A 22,134-nucleotide genomic window follows, 5' to 3' on the forward strand; every position below is an offset into this window, starting at 1 on the left:
GCCCGCCGCCCGCCGCCCGCCGCCCGCCGCCCGCCGGTGCCCCACCCGCGCCCACCCGTGAACACTCCGCCCCTCACTGTCCTCACCGCGCTCATCCGAGCGCACGAAGGACGCTTGCCTCCTTTTGTTCACGTTTCCCGATGGGGCCGTAGCGCGCGGCCGCCGCTCCGGTCGGCAATCGGCAGGCTTCCGCTCGGATTCACGAAGGCGGCCCCGGGGATCGTGGGGCCGCCGCTTCCGGTACGGGGAGGGCGGGAGCGGTCGGCCGGGGCCGCGCGGTCCGTCCGCCGGCCGGCCTTCCCCTACGAAGCCGCTCCGTAGGTGAACCGCGTCATGTGGGGCGGCCCACCTCGTCGGCCTTCTCGAACGTGACCGGCGCCTCGAAGGCCGCCCGACGGGTGGCGCGGCGCAGGGCCTTGAGGAGCGGGGTGCCGAGCGCGAGGGTCAGCACGACCGTCACGGCGGCGCGGCCCGTGTCCCAGCCGAGGGACGTGGCCAGGCAGTAGGCGACGAAGCGGGCCAGGTTGTCGGGGACCGACGCGTCAGGGTCGAAGGCGATGTTCGAGGCGAGCGTGTTCATGAAGGTCCAGCCCGCGAGGTTCATGACCGTGCCGTAGGCGAACGCGGCCAGGAAGCCGTACGCGGCCAGCATGAGCAGCTCCGCCCGGCCGCGCAGGCGGTCGGGGCCGGGCAGCAGGCCCGCGCCCATCGTGAACCAGCCCATCGACAGCATCTGGAACGGCATCCACGGCCCCACCCCACCCGTGAGCAGCGCGGACGCGAACATCGTGACCGAGCCGAGGACGAAGCCGAAGCCGGGGCCCAGGACCCGGCCGCTGAGGACCATGAGGAAGAACATGGGTTCCAGGCCGGCCGTCCCCGCGCCGATCGGACGCAGCGCCGCGCCCGCCGCCGCCAGGACGCCCAGCATCGCCACCGCCTTGGGGCCGAGGCCCGACTCCGAGATCGTCGCGGCCACCACGGCCACCAGCAGCACCAGCAGCCCCGCGAACAGCCACGGCGCGTCCTGCGCGTGCGCGTTCAGGGAGGCGTCCGGCGGGGCCAGGAAGGGCCAGCCGAAGCCCGCCACACCGACCGCGCTGACCAGCACGAGGGCGGCGACCGAGCGGGGGCCGAGGCGGACGGCGCGGGCTTGACGGTCGCGCGACGAGGACGGCCCCGTCATGCCAGCGCCTCCCGAACCTGCGCGACCGTGAGCCATTTGCGCGGCGCCAGCACCTTCGCCACCTGCGGTGCGAAGGAGGGGGAGGCCACCACCACGTCCGCCGCCGGACCGTCGGCGATCACCTCGCCCTCGGCGAGCAGCACGACCCGGTGGGCCAGCTCGGCGGCGAGTTCCACGTCGTGCGTGGCCAGCACGATCGCGTGGCCCTCGGCGGCCAGCCCGCGCAGGATCCCGGTCAGCCGGGCCTTCGCCGCGTAGTCCAGGCCGCGGGTCGGCTCGTCCAGGAGGAGGAGGGGCGGGCGGGCGGCCAGGACGACGGAGAGGGCGAGGGTGAGGCGCTGGCCCTCGGAGAGGTCGCGGGGGTGGGTGTCGTCGGTGACGCCCGGGAGGAGTTCGGTGAGCAGGGCGCGGCAGGTGCCGGGCGCCGCCTCCGCGTCCCGGTCGGCGGCCTGGCACTCGGCGGCGACCGTGTCGGCGTACAGCAGGTCGCGCGGCTCCTGCGGGACCAGGCCGACGCGGCGCACGAGGTCGCGGGGGGCCGTGCGGTGCGGCACCGCGTCACCGGCGCGGACGGAACCGGCGGACGGCTCGACCAGGCCGACGAGCGCGGAGAGCAGCGTGGACTTGCCGGCGCCGTTGCGGCCCATCAGGGCGACGGTCTCGCCGGGGGAGACGGTCAGGTCGACGCCGCGCAGCGCGTGGATCCGGTCCCGGCGGACGGTGAGGGAACGGACCTCGGCGGCGTACGGGGAGGCGGCGGCCGTTTCCGCCCGCTTCCCGCGCCGCCACCGGCGGGAGGCGGGGGGCCGGAGCGCGGGGGGTGCCGGCAGCGCGGCGGCCGGTGGGGTGTGCTCCGGTATCTCCCGGCCGGCCAGCCGGTCCCGCAGCGGGGCCGCGCGGCGGCGGGCGTCGCGGACCGTCAGCGGCAGCGGGGCCCAGCCCGCCAGCCTGCCCAGTCCCACCACCGGCGGATACACCGGGGACACGGCCATCACCTCCGCCGGGGGACCGAGGAGCGGTGCCGCACCCGGGGACGGGAGCAGGACGACCTGGTCGGCGTACTGGACGACGCGTTCCAGGCGGTGCTCGGCCATCAGGACCGTCGTGCCGAGGTCGTGGACCAGGCGCTGGAGGACCGCCAGGACCTCCTCCGCCGCGGCGGGGTCGAGCGCGGACGTCGGCTCGTCCAGGACCAGCACCTCGGGGTGCGGGGTGAGGACCGACCCGATCGCGACCCGCTGCTGCTGCCCGCCCGAGAGCGTGGCGATGGGCCGCGAACGGAGGTCGGACAGGCCCAGCAGGTCCAGGGTCTCCTCCACGCGGCGGCGCATCACGTCCGGGGCCAGACCGAGGGACTCCATGCCGTACGCGAGCTCGTCCTCGACGGTGTCCGTCACGAAGTGCGACAGCGGGTCCTGGCCGACCGTGCCGACGACGTCGGCGAGTTCGCGCGGCTTGTGGGTGCGGGTGTCGCGGCCGGCGACCGTGACCCGGCCGCTCAGCGTGCCGCCGGTGAAGTGCGGGACCAGGCCGCTGACCGCGCCGAGGACGGTGGACTTGCCGACGCCGGACGGGCCGGCGAGCAGGACGAGTTCCCCTTCGGGCACCTCGAAGTCCACGCCCCGGACGGTGGGTCCGGCAGCCCCGTCGTACGTCACGGAGACATCCTCGAAGCGGATCACGACGGCTCCTTGACGGGTACGGGGTGAGGGGCGGGGGTGACGAACGCCGGGAGCAGGCCGACGAGTACGGCCGCCGCCGGCCACAGCGGGAGGGTCGGGGCGACCAGCGGGACCACGCCCGGGTGCAGTGCCGCCGGGTCACGGGCGGCGGCGAGGAACATCAGCGCCGCGACCGCCACGCCGGAGGCGGTGACCAGCCAGGCGCGGGCGTCCCAGCGGTCCGGGCGGTAGCGGGTACGGACGGTACGGCGGCCGCCGAGCCACAGGCCCCCGAGGGCGGCGGCGACCCCCACCAGCAGCACCGGGACGCCGTACGTGCCGCCCGCGGCGGTCAGCAGCCCGTACGTCCCCGCGCAGACGCCGAGCAGGCCGCCCAGGGTGAGGACGGCGGTGGTACGGCGTACACGTGCGGGGACCCGGGCGGTACGGCCGTAGCCGCGGGCGTCCATCGCGGCGGCGAGGGCGACGGAGCGCTCCAGGGCACCCTCCAGTACCGGGAGCCCGACCTGGAGCAGGCCCCGTACACCGTGGTCGGGGCGACCGCGCAGCCGGCGGGCGGCGCGCAGGCGCTGGACGTCGGCGATGAGGTTCGGGGCGAAGGTGAGGGCGACGACGACGGCCACGCCCATCTCGTACAGGGCGCCGGGGAGGGACTTGAGGAGGCGGGAGGGGTTGGCGAGGGCGTTCGCGGCACCGACGCAGACGAGGAGGGTGGCCAGCTTCATCGCCTCGTACAGGGCGAAGGCGAGACCCTCGGCGGTGACCCGGCCGCCCAGGCGGATGCCCTGCGCCCAGTCGGGGAGGGGGACCTCGGGGAGGGTCACGACGGTGTGGGTGCCGGGAATGGCGGAGCCGAAGACCGTGGTGAAGAAGAGGCGGACGAGGAGGACGGCGAGGGCGAGCTTGACGAAGGCGCCGTAGGAACGGGACCAGGGGGCGTGGGGGCGGCGGGCGATGACGACGTAGGCGGAGACGGCTACGAGGAGGGCCAGGAGGAGGGGGTTGGTGGTGCGGGTGGCGGCCGTGCCCAGGGCCAGCGCCCAGAGCCACCAGGCACCGGGGTGGAGCGCGGGGCCCCGGCTGAGGGGGATGGCCGCGCCTGCCGATGCCGACCGGGTGCCGGCCGCGGGCAGGCGCGCCGCCCCGGCGGGACGATCGCCCGCGCCCGCAGGCAGCGCGGCACGATCGCCCGCAGCCGGCCGGCCCGCCGGGTCAGTCGGTGGCATTCCTGCGCCGCCTCGCCTGCCAGGCCGCCGCTCCGGCCAGGGCTGCCACGAGGGCGATGCCCGCGTAGAGGCCGGCCGACGGGCCGCTGTCGTCCTGCGCGCTCTCCCGGTCCGGGGCAGCCGTGGCCGTCGAGTCCTCCTGCGGGTTCGCGTCCTCCTTCTGCGACACCTGCTCACCGCACCCCGACCGCGGGTAGCCCGCGATGCCGCACAGCAGGGCGTTGGTGTCGTAGCGGAGCGGGTCCGCCACGGCGGCCAGGGCGTCGGCCGTCGTGGCGTCCGGGGAGACCCGGGCGCAGGCCGTGCGCGGGGCCGGCGGGGTCTCGCCGGACGGGGCGTCGGAGGCCGTACCGAAGTCGAGGACCAGGGCGACGCGCTTGCTGCCGTCCTCGGCCGGTGTCTTCGCGCAGATCGACGCGAAGTCCGCGGCGCCGCGGGGCTGCGCCGCGTCGCCCGAGTTCTCGCTCACCGCGAAGCGGAAGCCCTGGACGTCGCCGTCGGAGGGGCGGGCGAGGGACGGGCCCTGGGTGGCGTAGACCCAGCGGTCGCCGTCACGCTCCCAGAAGGACCAGTAGCGGTAACCGGCGGCCTGCGCCTGGCCCGCGGTCCCCGTCAGCAGGAACGCGGCCAGGAAGAGGAGGACGACGCGGCGGGTCACGGCTGCTGCTGCTTCTTGTTGCGGCCGCTCAGCAGGAAGCCGACGCCGATACCGACGACCAGGCAGACGCCGACGAACCACCAGACGCCGAAGCCGGAGTCGTCCTTCTTCTCGTCCTCGTCCGCGGCCTTGTCGCTCGTGGTGACGGTGTCCTTCGCCGCCGCCCCCTGCGGAGCCGGCCCCGTCGCGTTCAGTTTCTCCACCAGGTCCGTGCCACCGAAGGCGCGCGGGTCGGTGCCCGTGGCGTGCGCGGCGAAGATCAGCTGGGCGTAGGCGGCCGGGCCGCTCTGCTCGGCCCACTTCGCGGCGTTCTTCTCCAGCCAGGCCAGCGGCTCGGCCGCCGTGTCCTTGCCGCCCTGCGCGGCGAGCGCGACGACCGCGTCGGCGGTGTTTCCGTAGTCGGGCTGCTCGGCGGAGCCGCCGAGGGCGGACTTGAGGTGACCGTCCTTGCCGAGGGCGTCGGCGAGGTACGCGGCGCCGTTCGCGGCGGCCTGCTCGCGGGTGGGCTCGCCCGCGTCGGTGCAGGTCGCGCCGTCGGCCTTCTTGCCGGCCTCGGTGACCAGGCCCTTGCCGAGCGCGCCGAGGACTCCGGCGGCCGTCGCGTCCGCGTTGGCGAGCAGCTTGCCCTTCTGGTCCGGGTACCCGAAGGCGCCGCCGTCCTCGGCGCAGGGCAGGGCGGAGGCCAGCAGCGCGTCGTACGGGGACTTGCCGTCCTTCTTGACCCCCGCCGGGTCGGTCTCCGTGGCGGTCAGGGCGCCGATGACGACGGAGGTGGAGTTGGCCTCGCTGGGCCCGCCGGGGGTGTAGCCCCAGCCGCCGTCCTTGTTCTGCACGGACTTCAGCCAGGCCAGGGCGGACTCGACGGCGTCACCGTGGCCGCCGACGGCCCACAGCGCCTGGACGGCGGCGGCCGTGCTGTTGGTGTCGACCATGGTCCCGGCGTCGCAGGCCTTGGCCGGGTCGGCGCGGAAGGGGGCGAAGGCACCGTTGTCACACTGCTGGTCCGTGAGCCACTTCACGGCCTGCGACGACGGGACCACACCGGCCGTGTCCTGCGCGAGCAACGCGAGGGACTGGCGCCATACGCCGTCGAACCGGGGGTCGGTGGACCCGTACAGTCCGGACGGGCCGGACGGCGTGGACGCCGACGTGGACGGTGACGGCGACGGATCGGCGGCGACCGCGGGCGCGGCGGCGGCGCCGATCACGGCTATGGCGGCCAGAGCCGCGGCGCTGCTGCGACGGCGGACGTTCATGAGCGGCGGGTGCCTTTCCCTGTGCGGGGCCGGACAGCACGGGGCACCCCCGGCGGCTCGGCCCCGTATGCCTCGACGGTGCCCGTGCGCCGGCGGGTGCCGGGCACGTGAGCCGGTCACGTCCGCGCGGGGCAGTCCGGCTCACCGTCCCCGGAAGGCGGCCTCGACGGCCTCGGCGGGCGGCTCACGGTTGCGGGTCAGCGCCGGAATTGCACCGGCTTCCCCCCGTACGGGTGTGATGACGACGCGGCCACCTTACCCGGAGGCAACCGGCCCGGACCCGTGCGGCCGCCCACGCTTCCCCGCGCCCGCCGCGTCGGGCTTCCCGGCCTCGGCCGCGTCGGGCTTCCCGGCCTCGGCCGCGTCGGGCTTCCTGGCCTCGGCCGCGTCGGGCTTCCTGGCCTCGGCCGCGTCGGGCTTCCTGGCCTCGGCCGCGTCGGGCTTCCCGGCCCCGGCCACATCGCGCTCCCCGGCCCCCGCCGCGTCGCGCTCCCCGGCCCCCGCCGCAGCGGGCACCCCCGCTCCCGTCACGTCGATCAGCCGGCACACCGTCTCGATGTCCACCCTCACCTGGGCGATGGACGCGCGGCCGGAGAGCCAGGTGATCAGCGTCGAGAGCCAGGTGTGCTCGACGACGCGGACCGCGGAGAGCTGTTCGGGGGTGGGATTGGCCAGGCCGCCCATCGCGTCCAGGATGATCGCCGTGGTCCGGCGGGAGACCTGGTCGACCTCCGGGGAGACACTCCGGTCGGCGAAGGTCAGCGCGCGGGCCATCGCCTCGGCCAGCCGGGGTTCGCGCTGGAGCGCGCCGAAGGCCCGCATCAGGGTCTGCGCCACCCGGTCCGCCGCCGTCTCACCGGCCGGCGGGCTCTTGCGCAGCGTCCCGTGCAACTGTTCCAGCTGGTCCTGCATGGTCGCGACCAGCAGATGGACCTTGGACGGGAAGTAGCGGTACAGCGTGCCCAGGGCGACCTGCGACGACTCCGCGACCTCGCGCATCTGTACCGCCTCGAAGCCGCCCCGGCAGGCCAGCCGGGCGGTCGCGTGCAGGATGCGGCGGCGGCGCTCCCGCTGCCGTGCGGTCAGGGACGGGGCGGCGGCGGGACGCGCGGACCCGGACGTACGGGCGGCTTCCGCTTCCGGATTGTCCGCTTCCGGGTTGTCCACCTTGGTCACCTTCTCCCCCATGCCCGGCCCGGCACGGTGTCCGCACAGTGCCGGGCCGTGGCGTGAATCACCTGATCCACTCGTCACAGCTTCCTTACCTGCCGGTAGATTCGGAGCCTCCGGACGATCAAGTCTGAAACTTGTTCTAGATTAACGTCCCGGCATAGTGTCGCGGGACAGCGCAGTGAGAAGGGGGCCCAGGGTGACCGCCGAGGCCAGTCAGACGGGTCCCCGTCCGGAGCCCGCCGCCGACGGCATGCGACCGCTCCGCATCGCACTCCTCACCTACAAGGGAAACCCGTTCTGCGGCGGCCAGGGCGTCTACGTCCGCCACCTCTCGCGCGAACTGGCCCGCCTCGGCCACCGGGTCGAGGTGATCGGAGCCCAGCCCTACCCCGTCCTCGACGACGGCCCGGACCACGGCCTCGGGGACCGGCTGTCCCTCACCGAGCTCCCCAGCCTCGACCTCTACCGCCAGCCCGACCCCTTCCGCACCCCGAAGCGCGACGAGTACCGCGACTGGGTCGACGCGCTGGAGGTCGGCACGATGTGGACCGGCGGCTTCCCCGAGCCGCTGACGTTCTCCCTGCGCGCCCGCCGCCACCTGCGCGCCCGCCGCGGGGACTTCGACGTCGTCCACGACAACCAGACCCTCGGCTACGGGCTGCTGGGCGACGTCGGCGCCCCCCTCGTCACCACCATCCACCACCCCATCACCGTCGACCGGCGGCTCGAACTCGACGCCGCCGAGGGCTTCAAGCGCCGGTACTCCGTGCGCCGCTGGTACGCGTTCACCCGCATGCAGAAGCGCGTGGCGCGCCGCCTGCCCTCCGTGCTCACCGTCTCCGGCACCTCCCGCCAGGAGATCGTCGACCACCTCGGCGTACGGGACGACCGCATCCACGTCGTCCACATCGGCGCCGACACCGACCTGTTCTCGCCCGACCCCTCGGTGCCGCGCATACCGGGCCGGATCGTGACGACGTCCAGCGCGGACGTGCCGCTCAAGGGCCTCGTCTTCCTCGTCGAGGCGCTGGCGAAGGCACGCACCGAGCACCCCCGGGCCCACCTCGTCGTCGTCGGCAAGCGGCCCGCCGAAGGACCCGTCGCGCAGGCGATCGAGCGGTACGGCCTCGAAGGCGCCGTCGAGTTCGTCAAGGGCATCTCGGACGCCGAACTGGTCGGCCTCGTGCGCTCCGCCGAGGTCGCGTGCGTGCCGTCGCTGTACGAGGGGTTCTCGCTGCCGGCCGCCGAGGCCATGGCGACCGGCACCGCGCTGCTCGCCACCACCGGAGGAGCCGTCCCCGAGGTCGCCGGACCCGACGGGGAGACCTGCCTCGCGGTGCCGCCGGGGGACGCGGGCGCGCTGGCCGCCGGGCTGAACCGGCTGCTCGGCGACCGCGAACTGCGCGCCCGGCTCGGCGCGGCCGGACGCGAACGCGTCCTGCGGCACTTCACCTGGGCCCGCGCCGCCGAGGGCACGGCCGCCCGCTACCGCGAGGCCATCGGCCCCTCCGCGACCACCCCGAGGGCCGCCCCCGCGACCCCGACGAGCGCGACCAGTGACACCGGTGTCTACCCCGAAAGCAGGGCCACGTGCTGACCGTCGACTTCTCCCGGTTCCCGCTCGCCCCGGGCGACCGCGTCCTGGACCTCGGCTGCGGCGCCGGCCGGCACGCGTTCGAGTGCTACCGGCGCGGCGCCCGGGTCGTCGCCCTGGACCGGAACGCCGAGGAAATCCGCGAGGTCGCCAAGTGGTTCGCGGCGATGGACGAGGCCGGCGAGGCCCCGGCCGGCGCCACCGCCACCGCCATGGAGGGCGACGCGCTCGCACTGCCCTTCCCGGACGAGTCCTTCGACGTCGTCATCATCTCCGAGGTGATGGAGCACATCCACGACGACAAGGGCGTCCTCGCCGAGATGGTCCGCGTCCTCAAGCCCGGCGGACGGATCGCGGTCACCGTGCCGCGCTACGGCCCCGAGAAGGTCTGCTGGACGCTGTCCGACGCCTACCACGAGGTCGAGGGCGGCCACATCCGCATCTACAAGGCCGACCAGCTCCTCGCCCGCATCCGCGAGGCCGGGCTCAAGCCCTACGGCACCCACCACGCGCACGCGCTGCACTCGCCGTACTGGTGGCTGAAGTGCGCCTTCGGCGTCGACAACGACAAGGCGCTGCCGGTGCGCGCGTACCACAAGCTGCTCGTCTGGGACATCATGAAGAAGCCACTGGCGACACGCGTCGCCGAGCAGGCGCTGAACCCGCTGATCGGCAAGAGCTTCGTGGCGTACGCCACCAAGCCGCACCTGCCGCCGGTGGACGCCGCGTGACCACGCCCCGCACCGAACACCTCGTCCTGCCCGGCGTCCTCACCGACGCCGAGGCCGCCGCGACCGTCCGCGGCATCCTCGCCGAGCAGCGGGAGGACGGCGCGATCCCGTGGTTCCGCGGGCACCACCTCGACCCCTGGGACCACATCGAGGCGGCGATGGCCCTCGACGCGGCCGGTGAGCACGAGGCCGCCGGGCGGGCGTACGAGTGGCTGGCCCGGCACCAGAACCCGGACGGATCCTGGTACGCGGCCTACGCCGACGGCGACTTCGCCGACGTCACCGACCGCGGCCGGGAGACCAACTTCGTCGCCTACGTCGCCGTCGGCGTCTGGCACCACCACCTCGCCACCGGCGACGACACGTTCCTCGACCGGATGTGGCCCGTCGTCCACGCGGCGGTCGAGTTCGTGCTGCGCCTCCAGCAGCCCGGCGGGCAGATCGGCTGGCGCCGCGACGACGACGGCACGGACACCACCGACGCGCTGCTGACCGGCAGCTCCTCCGTCCATCACGCGCTGCGCTGCGCCCTCGCCATCGCCGAGCAGCGCGAAGAACCCCAGCCCGACTGGGAGTTGGCGGCGGGCGCGCTCAGGCACGCCATCCGCCGCCACCCGGAGCGGTTCCTGGACAAGGACCGCTACTCGATGGACTGGTACTACCCGGTGCTGGGCGGCGCGCTGACCGGCACCGAGGCCAGGTCCCGCATCGCGGAGAGCTGGGACCGCTTCGTGGTCCCGGGCCTCGGCGTGCGCTGCGTCGTCCCCAACCCGTGGGTCACGGGCGGCGAGTCGGCCGAACTCGCGCTCGCCCTGTGGGCGGTGGGCGAGTCCGACCACGCCCTGGAGATCCTCCAGTCGATCCAGCACCTGCGCGACCCCGACAGCGGCCTGTACTGGACGGGCTACGTCTTCGAGGACGAGGCGGTCTGGCCGCGCGAACTGACCACCTGGACGGCCGGCTCCCTGCTCCTCGCCGTCGCCGCACTCGGCGGCCACGAGGCGACCTGCCAGGTCTTCTCCGGCGACCGCCTGCCGCGGGGCCTGGACCCGGACTGCTGCGTCTGACCGCCGGGCCGGGTCCGCGTCCGGCTCAGTGGCGGTGCAGGCGGTTGGCGACGGCGTGGCCGACGAAGAGGTAGACGACCGCGGCCAGTCCGTAGCCGGCGACCACGCGGGCCCAGGCCTCGTCGAAGGTGAAGAGGTCCCGTGACCAGCCGGCCAGCCAGTTGGCCGCGTCATGGACGAACCGCACCAGGTCGTTGGCCCGGTTGGCGTCCAACAGGTACATCAGGATCCACAGTCCGAGGATGACGGCCATGATGTCCGCGATCACCGCGACGGCCGTCCCGGCGGAGTTGGAGCCACTGCGACTTCGAGGGGACATGTCTTCCGACTGGCCCCGGACGTCCGTTTCAAACCTACGGCCCCTCGCCCGGAAGTACCGGTGGGCGAGGGGCCGTTGACGTGGAACGGGTGGGTGGGCGCGGTCAGCCGCGCTGGATGCCCGAGGTGTCCTGCAGCACGCCGCGGCGGCCGTCCTGCGTCTGGGCGACCAGGTTCGCGCCGCGCTGCTCGACGGCCAGGTACCAGGTGCCCGGCGCCAGCTCGGCGATCGGCGTGGGGGAGCCGTCCTCCGCGAACAGCGGACGCGGCACCGGCACGGCGAACCAGAACGGCGAGAAGTCCGCGGCCGGGGCCGGCTGCGCCTGCGCCGGCTGCGGGGCGTGCGGCTGGCCCGGCTGCGGCTGGCCGCCGAAGGACTGACCCGGCTGACCCGGCTGACCCGGCTGTCCGGGGCCGGGCTGGCCCGGCTGCCCGCCGTACGGCGGCTGCTGCGCGCCCGGGTAGCCGTAACCACCCTGCGGCTGGCCGCCGTAGGGCTGCGGCGCGGCCGGACGGGCGGCCGGGATCAGGGAGCCCTTGAGGGCGGGGACCAGCGGGGTGGCGACGGCCGCGACGGCCATGACCAGCGTGGCGACGAGGGCGAGGATCAGGCCCGTGCCGGCGCCGAACTCGTCGGTGATGCCACCGTCGCCGTCGAAGGCGCCCGCCGGGTCGAAGATGTTGCCGAGCGCGGACCAGGCGGCGAAGACCGTGAACGCGACGCCGAACTGACCGAGGTCGAGGCCCGCCACCTTCTTGGGCTGCGGCAGAGTGCGGGCCACGATGACGAGTGCGGTGCCGATGATGCCCGCGAGGACGACACCGAGCACGACCGCCCCACTGCCCCACAGGCTGGGAATGTCGGCGTCGTCCGGGGCACCGTCGATCGAGTAGATGTCGAGGAACGACGCGATGAACAGCAACACCGCTGCTCCGATCACCACGCCGTCGCCTCGAGTGAGGGAGCGGATATTCACTTCAGGTCCTTCGTAGGTCGTCTCGTCGTCGGTAGAGGCGTCGCTGTCACCGTGCCGCCGTCAGGTTCGGGTTCCGGTGTGAAGCGCGGGGGTGGCCCCTCATCGTACGGATGACACTATCGTCCGTACGTCGGAGCTGTCCGCAGGGATGAGCGCGCTGATCGCTACCCGCGCAGGAAACTCACGATTCCCTCAGACATCCCTTGCGCCGCCTTCTGCCGCCAGGCCCCGCTGGTCAGCAGGGCCGCGTCCTTGCTGTCGCGCATGTTGCCGCACTCGATGAACACCTTGGGAACCGTTGACAGATTGAGACCGCCCAGGTCCGTGCGCGTGACGAGACCGGTGCCGCCACCGACGTAGTTGGAGGGCGCGCTGCCCGTGGTGCGGACGAAGTTGCCCGCGATGCGTTGGCCGAGTTCGGCGGACGGGGCGATGATGGCGCGGGTGTCGGCGGCGCCGTCGTGCACGGGGCCCGGCAGGATGACGTGGAAGCCGCGGTTGCCGGCCCCCGACCCGTCGGCGTGGATCGAGACCGCGGCGTCCGCCTCCGCCTCGTTGCCGATCCGGGCCCGCTCGTCCACGCAGGGCCCGTACGGACGGTCGGCGTCCTGCGTCAGCTTCACCGTGGCGCCCTGCTCCTCCAGGAGCGTGCGCAGCCGGTGGGCCACGTCGAGGGTGAACTTCGCCTCGGGCCAGCCCGCGTTGGTGGCCGTGCCCGTCGTGTCGCACTCCTTCCAGTGCGTGCCGACGTTCACCTTGCGGTTGATCTCGGCAGTGTGCTGGAAGTTGCCGGGGTTGTGCCCCGGGTCGATGACGACGACCTTGCCCTTGAGGGGGCCGGAGGCCGCGGCGGGCGCGGACGCCGAGTCCGAGGGGGAGGGCCCGGCCGCCGTCGCCGACGGGGAGCTGCCCGCGGGCGACTTGGCGTCGGCGGTGGGTGACGCGGGGCCGGCGGGACCACTGGAGGAAGGCGCCGGGGACGACGTCCGCACGCTGCCCGCGCGGTCCGCGCCGCCTTCGCCCCCGTCGTCCGGGCCGCCGACCGCCGCGTACACCCCCCACCCGAGCAGCGCCCCGGGCACGAGCGCCGCGATCGCCACGGTCAGCGGGCGGCGCAGCGGGGAACGGCGGGGCTGGGGAGGATCGAAGTCCGGGCCTGTGTACGACACGCAGCGACTCTAGACCGAGCCCTCAGATCCCCGCGCCCGTTCGCCGCAGGACGCGCAGCGAGTCGGTCACGGAGACCTCGGTGAACGCGCCGGACGCGAGAGCCCTGAGGTAGACGCGGTACGGGGCCTGCCCGGTGAACTCGTCGGCCGGGTCCGGGAAGACGTCGTGGATGACCAGGAGGCCGCCGTCGGCCACGTGCGGCGCCCAGCCCTCGTAGTCGGCGTTCGCGTGTTCGTCGGTGTGGCCGCCGTCGACGAAGACGAGGCCGAGGGGGGAGTTCCAGAGAGCCGCCACCTGGGGGGAACGGCCGACGAGGGCCACCACGTGCTCCTCCAGCCCGGCCCGGTGGAGGGTGCGGCGGAAGGCGGGAAGGGTGTCCATCACGCCCAGTTCCGGATCGACCGTCTCCGGGTCGTGGTACTCCCAGCCCGGCTGCTGCTCCTCGCTGCCCCGGTGGTGGTCGACGGTGAGCGCGGTGACGCCGGCCCGGCGGGCGGCGTCGGCGAGCAGGACCGTGGAGCGCCCGCAGTAGGTGCCGACCTCCAGCAACGGCAGCCCGAGCCCGCCCGCCTCCACGGCCGCCGCGTACAGGGCGAGGCCCTCGTGCGCGGGCATGAACCCCTTCGCGGCCTCGAAGGCGGCCAGGGTGTCGGGGGTGGGTGCCGCGGACATGGGGGTCCTTCCGGTGGTACGAGCGTGTCGGCGCCCCATGCTGCCGCACCCCCCGCCGCGCGATGCGGACAGGGGGTGCGGGTGCGCCGACGGTACGGGTGGATCAGGCGGAGCGGGTGGGTCAGGCGGAGGGCTCAGGCGGAGACCGTCTCGCCCGGCAGGGACAGGTCCAGGTCGACCGGGCTGTCGTCGCCGGCGTGTGTCGCCGAGTGGGCGAGCGGGCCGTGGCCCGCGGCACGGGCGGCCAGCACGTACGGGCCCCGGGCGGGGACGGCGAGCGCGTAGCCGCCGTCCGCGGCGGAGAGGGCCGCGCCCGCCTGGCGGCCGTGCCGGTCGATCAGCGTGACCTTGGCGCGGGCGACGGGTGTGCCGTCGGCGGCCAGGACCCGGCCGCGGAAGCCGCGCAGCGGCTGGCCGGCCACGGCCGCCCCGGTGACGGGCTCCCCGGCCAGTGTCTCGGCCAGTGCCTGCTCGGCGCGGGCCAGGTTCGCGTCCTCCTCGCTGCTCGCGCGCAGCCGGGTGGTCGTGGCCGGGCGGCGGCGGGGGAGGAAGAAGGCCAGTGCCAGGCCGACGGCGACCGCTCCGGTCGCGATCAGGAAGGAGACGCGGAAGCCTTCCATGGTGGGGACGGCGACCCCGCCGACGTCGTCCGCGGTGTTGGCGAGCACCATGCCGATGACCGCGCTCGACACCGACGTACCGATGGACCGCATCAGGGTGTTGAGGCCGTTGGCCGCGCCCGTCTCCGAGGCCGGGACCGCGCCGATGATCAGCGCGGGCAGCGAGGAGTAGGCGAGACCGATGCCCGCGCCGAGCAGCACCGAGGTGACGACGGTCTGCCAGGCGGCGCTCATCAGGCCGAGGCCGCCGCCGTAGCCGATCGCGATGATCAGCAGGCCGATGAGCAGGGTCGTCCGGGGGCCGTAGCGGGCGGACAGGCGGGCGTACACCGGCGCCGTGAACATCATCGTCAGGCCGAGCGGGGCCACGCACAGGCCCGCGACCACCATCGACTGCCCGAGGCCGTAGCCGGTCTCGGAGGGCAGCTGGAGGAGCTGCGGCAGGACCAGGGAGACGACGTAGAAGGCGACGCCGACCATGATCGAGGCGAGGTTGGTGAGGAGGACCTCGCGGCGGGCCGTGGTGCGCAGGTCGACCAGCGGGGCCGCGACGCGCAGCTCCATCAGGCCCCACAGGAGCAGGACCACGACGGCGGCGGCGAACAGGCCGAGCGTGGTGGGCGACGACCAGCCCCAGTCGCTGCCCTTCGTGATCGGCAGGAGGAAGAGGACCAGACCGGCGGTCAGACCGAGCGCGCCCGGCAGGTCGAAGGAGCCCTTGGCGCGCAGCGGGGACTCCGGTACGACGGCGAGGGTCAGGGCGATGGCGAGGACGCCGAGGCCGGCGGCCCCGTAGAACAGGGCGTGCCAGTCGGTGTGCTGCGCGACCAGGGCCGCGGCGGGCAGCGCCAGGCCGCCGCCGACGCCGATCGAGGAGCTCATCAGCGCCATCGCCGAGCCGAGCCGCTCGCGGGGCAGCATGTCGCGCATCAGGCCGATGCCGAGGGGTATCGCGCCCATCGCGAAGCCCTGGAGGGTGCGGCCGACGATCATAGGGAGCAGGGCGTCGGTGAACGCGCTGACCAGCGCGCCCACCACCATTACCGAGAGGCTGGCCACCAGCATGCGGCGCTTGCCGAACAGGTCGCCGAGCCGGCCCATGATCGGCGTGGCCACGGCCCCGGAGAGGAGCGTGGAGGTCATGACCCAGGTGGCGTTGCCGGGTGTCGTGTCCAGAAGTCGGGGCAGGTCCTTGAAGACCGGGACGAGCAGGGTCTGCATCACCGCGACGACGATGCCCGCGAAGGCGAGTACCGGGACGGTGGCCCCGCTCGCTGTCCGGGCGGGCTCGGCGGTCGTCGTGTCGGACATTGAGTGAGGCCTCCAGGCCGGGGGATCGGCGAATGTGTGCAGGCTGAACCTCGTGCGCCGGGGCAACTATTCCGTTACTTCGAGTCCCTAACGAATTCTTGACCTTCTCTTTGGGGAGTGTCCACGTCCGGGCCATGTCCGAGTCCGAATCCCGCGCCCGGGACCCGGGGCCTGGACGCGGGGCCCGGACGCGGGGCCCGAGGCCCGAGGCTCGAGGACCGAGGGCCGAGGACCTAGGACGGTCTGGGGCCCAAATCCCGATGCAAGGGGCGCTCCGGGGTTGAGACCATGACGCCCATGCTCGAAGCCACCGGTACGAACACCGCCCGAATATCGTCGCGCCGCACGCCCCCCACCTGGCTGGTCGTGGCGCTCGCGTGCGCCGGACAGTTCCTGGTCGTGCTCGACGTGTCCGTCGTCAACGTCGCCCTGCCGTCGATGCGGACCGACCTCGGCCTGAGCGCGCAGGGTCTGCAGTGGGTCGTCAACGCCTACGCCATCGCCTTCGCCGGCTTCATGCTGCTGGGCGGGCGGGCCGGGGACCTGTACGGGCGCAAGCGGATGTTCCTGGTCGGGCTCGGACTCTTCACGCTGGCCTCGCTGGGCGGCGGACTTGCCCAGGAGGGCTGGCAGTTGCTGGCCGCACGCGCCGTGCAGGGCCTGGGCGCGGCGGTACTCGCCCCCTCGACGCTCACGATCCTGACCGCGGCGGTGCCCGAGGGAGCCGCGCGGGCCCGGGCGATCGCGACCTGGACCGCCGTGGGCGCGGGAGGCGGTGCGGCGGGCGGTCTGGTGGGCGGCGTCCTGGTGGACGGGCTGTCGTGGCGCTGGGTACTGCTGATCAACGTGCCGGTGGGCGCGGTGGTACTGGCCGGCGCCGTGTACTGGCTGTCCGAGAGCCGGGCGGGGGAGCGGCGGCGCCTCGACCTGCCGGGCGCGCTGCTGGTCACCGCCGGGCTGGCCACCCTGGCCTACGGCATCTCGCAGACGGAGTCCGAGGGGTGGGCGGCGGCCGCCGCGCTGGTGCCGCTGCTCGCCGGGCTCGCGCTGCTCGCGCTGTTCCTCCTCGTCGAGGCGCGGACGGCGGCGCCGCTGATGCCGCTGGGGCTGCTGCGGCTGCGGTCGGTGGCGTCGGCGAACGTGGCGATGCTGGTGTCCGGTTCGTCGATGTTCTCGATGTGGTTCTTCATGACCCTGTACGCGCAGAACGTACTGGGCTACTCCCCGCTGGAGGCGGGGCTCGCCCTGGTGCCCAGCTCGCTGGCGGTGGTCCTCGGCTCGAAGGCGGCACCGCGGTTCATGCCGGTGATCGGGGCGCGGAACGTGGCCGTGCTGGGCACGCTCGTCGCGGCGGTCGGCTTCGGCTGGCAGTCGACGATGACCGCGGACGGCGGGTACCTGACCGCGATCATGATTCCCGGGGTGCTGATGATGCTGGGCGCGGGTCTGGCGGCGACCCCGCTGGCGTCGCTGGCCATCTCCGGGCCGGCGGCCGGGGACGCCGGACTGGTCTCCGGGCTGGTCAACACCTCCCGGACGATGGGCGGTTCGCTGGGACTCGCCGTGATGTCGACGATCGCGGCGGCCCGGGCCGGGGGAGAGGACGCCGGGCCCGAGGAACTGACGGACGGGTACGCGCTGGTGTTCCGCACGGCGGCGGTGGTGCTGGCCGCCGGGGCGGTGCTGATGCGGGTGTGGCTGCCGCCGGGGGAGCGGACGAAGCGCGGGGCGCGCGGGTAGCCGGGGCCCGGGGCTCGGTGGCGGGGCTCGGTGACCGGGCTGTCCGGACTTCGGAAGGACAGCTGTCATGGGTGGCCGGCGTCCCGTACGGTCGTGGCTGTCCGCAGGCGGTGCTGGGACGACGGGTGCCGGCCTGGTGGGTGCCCGGGCGACGGGTGCCGGCCCGGTGGGTGCCCGGACGACGGGTGCCGGAACGGCAGGTGCCCGGGTAACGGATGCCCGGACGACCGGTACCGGGGTGAAGGAGAGCCATGCCCGTCGACGCAGCCCAGGCGCTCGCCGCCGCGCCCCGCGTCCGTGAGATCGCCTGGGACCACAAGGACGTCCAGCTCTACCACCTCGGCATCGGCGCCGGCCTGCCCGCCACCGACCCGGGCGAGCTGCGCTACACCCTGGAGTCCCGGCTGCACGTCCTGCCGAGCTTCGCCACCGTCGCGGGCGGCGGCCCGCCCGGCGTGATCCGCGCGCTGTCCATGCCCGGTGTCGACGTCGACCTCGCCCGCGTCCTGCACGGCGGGCAGTACCTGCGCCCGCACCGGCCCGTTCCGGTGCGGGGCCGGGCGAGCGCCGCCTCCCGCGTCGTCGCCGTCTACGACAAGGGCACGGCGGCCGTCCTCGTCCTGCGCACCGAGGTCACCGACGCGGACGGACCGCTGTGGACCGACGAGGCCGAGATCTTCGTACGCGGAGAAGGCGGCTGGGGCGGTGAACGGGGGCCGTCCGGACGCCCGGCGCCGCCACCCGCCGCAGCACCGGACCACGTGGCCGAGCGCCCCGTACGCGAGGACCAGGCCCTGCTCTACCGGCTCTCCGGTGACTGGAACCCCCTGCACGCCGACCCGGAGTTCGCCGCGCGCGCCGGCTTCGGCCGGCCCGTCCTGCACGGGCTGTGCACCTACGGGAGCACGCTCAAGTCGGTCGTCGACACGCTGCTGGACGGTGACGTGACCCGGGTGCGCGAGTACCGCACGCGGTTCGTCGGGGTCGTGTATCCCGGGGAGACACTGCGGGTGCGCATGTGGCGGTCCGCGGGGGCGGCGGGCGGCGGCACGGTGCGGGTGGCGGTGGGCGCCGTGGAACGGGGCGGCGCGCCGGTCCTCGCCGACACCGTCGTCCGGTACGGATGACGACAACGGCCCCGTCCGTCGGAGTGACGGACGGGGCCGGAGCCGCTTGCTGCTCGCTGCTTCTGTACTTCTGTTCCTGTACTTCTGTGTCGTGTTTCCTGACGTGCCGTCAGGCCGCCGCCGCCGTGTCGGCCTCTTCGGCCGGCTTGCGGTGGCGGCCCCGCGGAATCGCCGCGCCGTCCTGACTGGAGACCGGTCCTCGGTGCCGGCCGTGGCCGGTGTCGGTCTCGCGAACGTCGGCGCCGTCGGCCTGCATCGGCTGGGTCGTGCTGGCGTCGTTCATCGGAAGGAATTCACCCCGTCAACATGATCTTTCCTACAGCCGGGCGAGTGTAACCGGCACCCCTCGGCCCGAATCCAGGCGACCACGCCAACCGGCACTACTTCGTTACAAGCCGTCCCAGCGGGGCCTGTTGCAGGGGTACGGGACGCGTCGAGGCGGACGCCGGAGTGCCTGATTCGCCCGTTGTCTCCGGATTATCCGGAGTCATATCCTCCGTATTCTCCGCATCCCGCGTACCCTCCGCCTCCCGCCTGCCTTCCGCGCCCCGCGTTAACTCCGCACCCTCCGGGTCCCCTGCCCGCCCGCCGCCCGCGTCGCGTGCGGTCAGCCGCGCCACACCGCACGGCGACTGCGGTGTGGCGCACGGCAGACGCAGCTCCCCGTCCGCGGTCCACAGCCCGGCGCCCGTCAACCACCCTTCCGGAGCCGGAAGGTGACGCACCCGCCGTTCGGTGGGCCGCCACACCCCGACCCAGCTGCCGAACGCGCCGTCCAGGCGCAGCGCCACCGCGCAGCGCTCCGGCGTGAGCGCCTGGCCGGGCTGGATCGCGAACGGCGTGACGACGCAGTCCGGCAGTCGCAGGCACTCCGGGAAGCGCACCGGCAGGGTGCTGCCCAGCACCCCCCAGCCGAGCCGCGCCTGCCCCGGCGAGGGCGCGTCCGAGCGGATCAGCGCCAGCCCGCTGTCCGGGTCGGCCAGCAGTATCCGGTCGTCGCTGTCCGCGGTGATCTGCAGCAGCGGGGACACCTCGCCGCCCCGCTCCAGGTCCACCACGACCGCCTTGGTGCGCCCGCCGGACTCCCGGTCCACGGCCAGTATCCGGCCCGTGCGGTCCAGCCAGGCCCCGCCCGAGCACCGGCCGGGGATCTCGGCGGCCCGCTCCGGTCCGAAGAGGCCGCCGGCGACCTGCCACAGCACCGTCACCCGCGGGCCGGCGGCGAGGGCGTACGCCCGCTCGCCGTCCGGGGCCGGCGGCAGCAGCCGCAGCTCGATGGTGTCCGACGGGCACTCGACCGCACCGAGCGGCAGCTCGCCGGTGCCGGGGCCGGTCGGGTACAGCAGCGAGAAGACGTGCCGTCCGGCCGCGACGCGGTGGACCAGGACCCGCCCGTCACCCATCGGCTGCACCTCGGTGCCGGGCTCCTCCGGCTGATTGCCGGGCAGCGGCACCGCGTACGGTTCGGGGCCGTCCAGGGTCCAGCGCTCCGGGTACCAGGAGTCTCCGCTCAGGGTGAGGCGCGCGGCGTAGGCGCCCTCCGCGGTGATGCTGCAGGCCGCCCGCGGGGGGCCGCCGTGCCCGGGATTCGCCGAAGGCTCGATTGCACAGACCGTCATCGTTCGGTCACCTCCAGCGACGAAGCTAGTTTCGTACGCACGGGCGGGGGACCGGCGGCAGGCCCCATCACACATACGTGTGGCACAGGAACGATTCGCCTGAGAGAAGGGCGGGGTGTGTGCTGCGCCGGAGCGGGACGGCCGCGCGGGAGGCCGCCGGTACAGCTGCCGGTACGGCTGCGGGTACAGCGGCGCAGAACCTCCAGGTAGCCTTGCATTCGTGCCCCGTCTGTCAGAAGTCATCGCCGCGCTGGAGAACCTGTGGCCCGCCGAGCGGGCCGAGTCCTGGGACGCGGTCGGCACCGTCGTGGGCGACCCCGGCCAGGAGGTCTCCCGGGTCCTGTTCGCCGTCGACCCGGTCCAGGAAATCGTCGACGAGGCGGTGAAGCTGGGCGCCGACCTGCTCGTCACCCATCACCCGCTGTATCTGCGGGGGACGACGACGGTCGCCGCCTCCACCTTCAAGGGCCGCGTGGTGCACACGCTCATCAAGAACGACATCGCCCTGCACGTCGCCCACACCAACGCCGACACCGCCGACCCGGGCGTCTCCGACGCGCTGGCCGGCGCGCTCGACCTCCGCGTCGTGGGGCCCCTCGTGCCGGACCCGGCCGACCCGCAAGGGCGTCGGGGCCTGGGCCGGGTGTGCGAAGTGGAGCACCCGCTGACCGTCCGCGAGCTCGCCGCCCGCGCCGCCGAGCGGCTGCCCGCCACCGCGCAGGGCATCCGCGTCGCCGGCGACCCGGAGGCGACCGTCCGCACGGTCGCCGTCAGCGGCGGCTCCGGCGACAGCCTCTTCGACCACGTGCGCGCGGCCGGCGTCGACGCGTTCCTCACCGCGGACCTGCGTCACCACCCGGTCTCGGAGGCCCGCGCCCACAGTCTCCTCGCGCTGCTCGACGCGGCGCACTGGGCCACCGAGTGGCCCTGGTGCGAGCTGGCCGCCGCCCAGCTCGACGAGATCTCCGACCGCAACGGCTGGGACCTCCGGGTCCACGTCTCCAAGACGGTCACCGACCCCTGGACCGCCCACGCGGCGTCCGCCCCGACCTCCGACACAATGGGAGCCCCCAACTGAAAGCCGCGCCCGCCGACCAGATCCGACTCCTCGATGTCCAGGGCCTCGACACGCGGCTCCAGCAGCTCGCGCACAAGCGCAGGTCCCTGCCCGAGCACGCCGAGATCGAGTCGCTGACCAAGGACCTCACGCAGCTGCGCGACCTGCTCGTGGCCGCGCAGACCGAGGAGAGCGACTGCGCCCGCGAGCAGACCAAGGCCGAGCAGGACGTGGACCAGGTGCGCCAGCGCGCCACCCGCGACCAGCAGCGCCTGGACTCGGGCGCCGTCACCTCCCCGAAGGACCTGGAGAACCTCCAGCGCGAGATCGCGTCCCTCGCCAAGCGGCAGGGCGACCTCGAGGACATCGTCCTGGAGGTGATGGAGCGCCGTGAGTCCGCGCAGGAGCGGGTCGCCGAGCTGACCGAGCGGGTCGGCGCGGTGCAGGGGAAGACCGACGACGCCGCCGCGCGACGGGACGCCGCCGTCGAGGAACTGGACGCCGAGGCGGCCTCGGTGACCAAGGAGCGCGAGGTCATCGCGGGATCGGTCCCCGCGGACCTGCTGAAGGTCTACGAGAAGCTGCGCGAGCAGCAGGGCGGCGTCGGCGCGGCCAAGCTGTACCAGCGCAGCTGCCAGGGGTGCCGCCAGGAGCTGGCGATCACCGAGCTGAGCGAGATCCGCTCGGCGGCGCCCGACACGGTCGTACGCTGCGAGAACTGCCGCCGCATCCTGGTGCGCACGGCCGACTCCGGCCTGTAAGGGGCCTGTCCGGTGGCAGATCCGGCGGCGGACCGGGCGGCAGATTCGGCGGCGGGCCTGACGGGAGATCCGGCGGCAGGTCCGGCGACGGACCGGGCGGGAGATCCGGCGGCAGGCCCGGCGGCGGGTCCCGTGGCAGATCCGGCGGCGGGCCCGGCGACAGATCCAGCGGCGGGCCCGGCGGTAGGT

The 22,134-nt window shown here is 74.3% G+C and carries 19 protein-coding genes and 1 pseudogene; 7 read left to right on the forward strand and 13 right to left on the reverse strand.

Going from position 1 to position 22,134, the window contains the following annotated elements:
• Positions 1 to 331: 331 nt before the first annotated feature.
• The 6 genes and pseudogenes from ACP4J0_RS25680 to ACP4J0_RS25705 all read right to left on the reverse strand — a co-directional run.
• On the reverse strand, positions 332 to 1,186 hold the full coding sequence (locus ACP4J0_RS25680; protein WP_426601096.1) for an ECF transporter S component: 855 nt from the start codon (positions 1,184 to 1,186) through the stop codon (positions 332 to 334).
• Positions 1,183 to 2,868: an ABC transporter ATP-binding protein gene (locus ACP4J0_RS25685; protein ID WP_426601097.1), complete on the reverse strand. Its 1,686-nt coding sequence runs from the start codon at positions 2,866 to 2,868 to the stop codon at positions 1,183 to 1,185. Before ACP4J0_RS25685 ends, ACP4J0_RS25680 begins: the two co-directional genes overlap by 4 nt.
• Complete coding sequence (locus ACP4J0_RS25690) at positions 2,865 to 4,001, reverse strand: CbiQ family ECF transporter T component (RefSeq protein ID WP_426601178.1); 1,137 nt, start codon at positions 3,999 to 4,001, stop codon at positions 2,865 to 2,867. Before ACP4J0_RS25690 ends, ACP4J0_RS25685 begins: the two co-directional genes overlap by 4 nt.
• Before the next feature lie 79 nt (positions 4,002 to 4,080).
• Positions 4,081 to 4,752 (reverse strand): SCO2322 family protein, encoded by a 672-nt coding sequence (locus tag ACP4J0_RS25695; RefSeq protein ID WP_426601099.1) that lies wholly within the window; start codon positions 4,750 to 4,752, stop codon positions 4,081 to 4,083.
• A complete protein-coding gene (locus ACP4J0_RS25700; protein ID WP_426601100.1) occupies positions 4,749 to 6,008 on the reverse strand; it encodes a prenyltransferase/squalene oxidase repeat-containing protein in 1,260 nt (419 codons plus the stop codon). Before ACP4J0_RS25700 ends, ACP4J0_RS25695 begins: the two co-directional genes overlap by 4 nt.
• 492 nt (positions 6,009 to 6,500) lie before the next feature.
• Positions 6,501 to 7,196 (reverse strand): annotated as a pseudogene (locus ACP4J0_RS25705) (TetR family transcriptional regulator); the annotation flags it as partial.
• A gap of 181 nt (positions 7,197 to 7,377) precedes the next feature.
• Between ACP4J0_RS25705 and ACP4J0_RS25710 the strand changes: the two are divergent.
• From ACP4J0_RS25710 to ACP4J0_RS25720, 3 genes are read left to right on the forward strand one after another with little or no spacing between them, the layout of a single operon-like run.
• Entirely contained in the window at positions 7,378 to 8,778 is a 1,401-nt protein-coding gene (locus tag ACP4J0_RS25710; RefSeq protein ID WP_426601101.1) for a glycosyltransferase family 4 protein, read from the forward strand.
• The gene (locus ACP4J0_RS25715; protein WP_426601102.1) at positions 8,772 to 9,506 is read left to right on the forward strand and encodes a class I SAM-dependent methyltransferase; all 735 of its coding nucleotides are present in this window, start codon (positions 8,772 to 8,774) and stop codon (positions 9,504 to 9,506) included. The genes ACP4J0_RS25710 and ACP4J0_RS25715 overlap by 7 nt, the downstream gene beginning before the upstream one ends.
• Positions 9,503 to 10,573: a prenyltransferase gene (locus ACP4J0_RS25720; RefSeq protein WP_426601103.1), complete on the forward strand. Its 1,071-nt coding sequence runs from the start codon at positions 9,503 to 9,505 to the stop codon at positions 10,571 to 10,573. Before ACP4J0_RS25715 ends, ACP4J0_RS25720 begins: the two co-directional genes overlap by 4 nt.
• Positions 10,574 to 10,598: 25 nt before the next feature.
• On the opposite strand, the gene ACP4J0_RS25725 is transcribed toward ACP4J0_RS25720, so the two are convergent.
• The 5 genes from ACP4J0_RS25725 to ACP4J0_RS25745 form a co-directional block, all read right to left on the reverse strand.
• Positions 10,599 to 10,892 carry a hypothetical protein gene (locus ACP4J0_RS25725; RefSeq protein ID WP_100046606.1) on the reverse strand — a complete coding sequence of 98 codons (294 nt, stop codon included), beginning with the start codon at positions 10,890 to 10,892 and terminating at the stop codon, positions 10,599 to 10,601.
• Positions 10,893 to 10,995: 103 nt separating this feature from the next.
• Entirely contained in the window at positions 10,996 to 11,868 is an 873-nt protein-coding gene (locus ACP4J0_RS25730; protein WP_426601104.1) for a hypothetical protein, read from the reverse strand.
• 164 nt (positions 11,869 to 12,032) lie between these two features.
• Positions 12,033 to 13,037, reverse strand: coding sequence for an N-acetylmuramoyl-L-alanine amidase (locus ACP4J0_RS25735; protein ID WP_426601105.1), 1,005 nt, complete (start codon positions 13,035 to 13,037; stop codon positions 12,033 to 12,035).
• 22 nt (positions 13,038 to 13,059) lie between these two features.
• Positions 13,060 to 13,710, reverse strand: coding sequence for a class I SAM-dependent methyltransferase (locus ACP4J0_RS25740; RefSeq protein WP_426601106.1), 651 nt, complete (start codon positions 13,708 to 13,710; stop codon positions 13,060 to 13,062).
• Positions 13,711 to 13,844: 134 nt separating this feature from the next.
• A complete protein-coding gene (locus tag ACP4J0_RS25745; RefSeq protein WP_426601107.1) occupies positions 13,845 to 15,641 on the reverse strand; it encodes an MFS transporter in 1,797 nt (598 codons plus the stop codon).
• A gap of 297 nt (positions 15,642 to 15,938) precedes the next feature.
• On the opposite strand from ACP4J0_RS25745, the gene ACP4J0_RS25750 reads away from it, so the two are divergent.
• Together ACP4J0_RS25750 and ACP4J0_RS25755 are read left to right on the forward strand one after the other, a co-directional pair.
• Positions 15,939 to 17,381: an MFS transporter gene (locus ACP4J0_RS25750; protein ID WP_426601108.1), complete on the forward strand. Its 1,443-nt coding sequence runs from the start codon at positions 15,939 to 15,941 to the stop codon at positions 17,379 to 17,381.
• Between the two features lie 251 nt (positions 17,382 to 17,632).
• The gene (locus ACP4J0_RS25755) at positions 17,633 to 18,508 is read left to right on the forward strand and encodes a MaoC/PaaZ C-terminal domain-containing protein (RefSeq protein WP_426601109.1); all 876 of its coding nucleotides are present in this window, start codon (positions 17,633 to 17,635) and stop codon (positions 18,506 to 18,508) included.
• 109 nt (positions 18,509 to 18,617) lie between these two features.
• Here the strand turns inward: ACP4J0_RS25755 and ACP4J0_RS25760 are convergent, their stop codons facing one another.
• Entirely contained in the window at positions 18,618 to 18,791 is a 174-nt protein-coding gene (locus ACP4J0_RS25760; protein ID WP_426601110.1) for a hypothetical protein, read from the reverse strand.
• Positions 18,792 to 18,888: 97 nt separating this feature from the next.
• Positions 18,889 to 20,127, reverse strand: coding sequence for a hypothetical protein (locus ACP4J0_RS25765; protein WP_426601111.1), 1,239 nt, complete (start codon positions 20,125 to 20,127; stop codon positions 18,889 to 18,891).
• Positions 20,128 to 20,347: 220 nt separating this feature from the next.
• Between ACP4J0_RS25765 and ACP4J0_RS25770 the strand changes: the two genes are divergently transcribed.
• Together ACP4J0_RS25770 and ACP4J0_RS25775 are read left to right on the forward strand one after the other, a co-directional pair.
• A complete protein-coding gene (locus ACP4J0_RS25770) occupies positions 20,348 to 21,205 on the forward strand; it encodes a Nif3-like dinuclear metal center hexameric protein (RefSeq protein WP_426601112.1) in 858 nt (285 codons plus the stop codon).
• Positions 21,202 to 21,945, forward strand: coding sequence for a zinc ribbon domain-containing protein (locus ACP4J0_RS25775; protein WP_426601179.1), 744 nt, complete (start codon positions 21,202 to 21,204; stop codon positions 21,943 to 21,945). Before ACP4J0_RS25770 ends, ACP4J0_RS25775 begins: the two co-directional genes overlap by 4 nt.
• Positions 21,946 to 22,134 lie beyond the last annotated feature (189 nt).

The sequence above is a fragment of the Streptomyces sp. WG7 genome, from assembly GCF_049975785.1.
Taxonomy (GTDB): domain Bacteria; phylum Actinomycetota; class Actinomycetes; order Streptomycetales; family Streptomycetaceae; genus Streptomyces.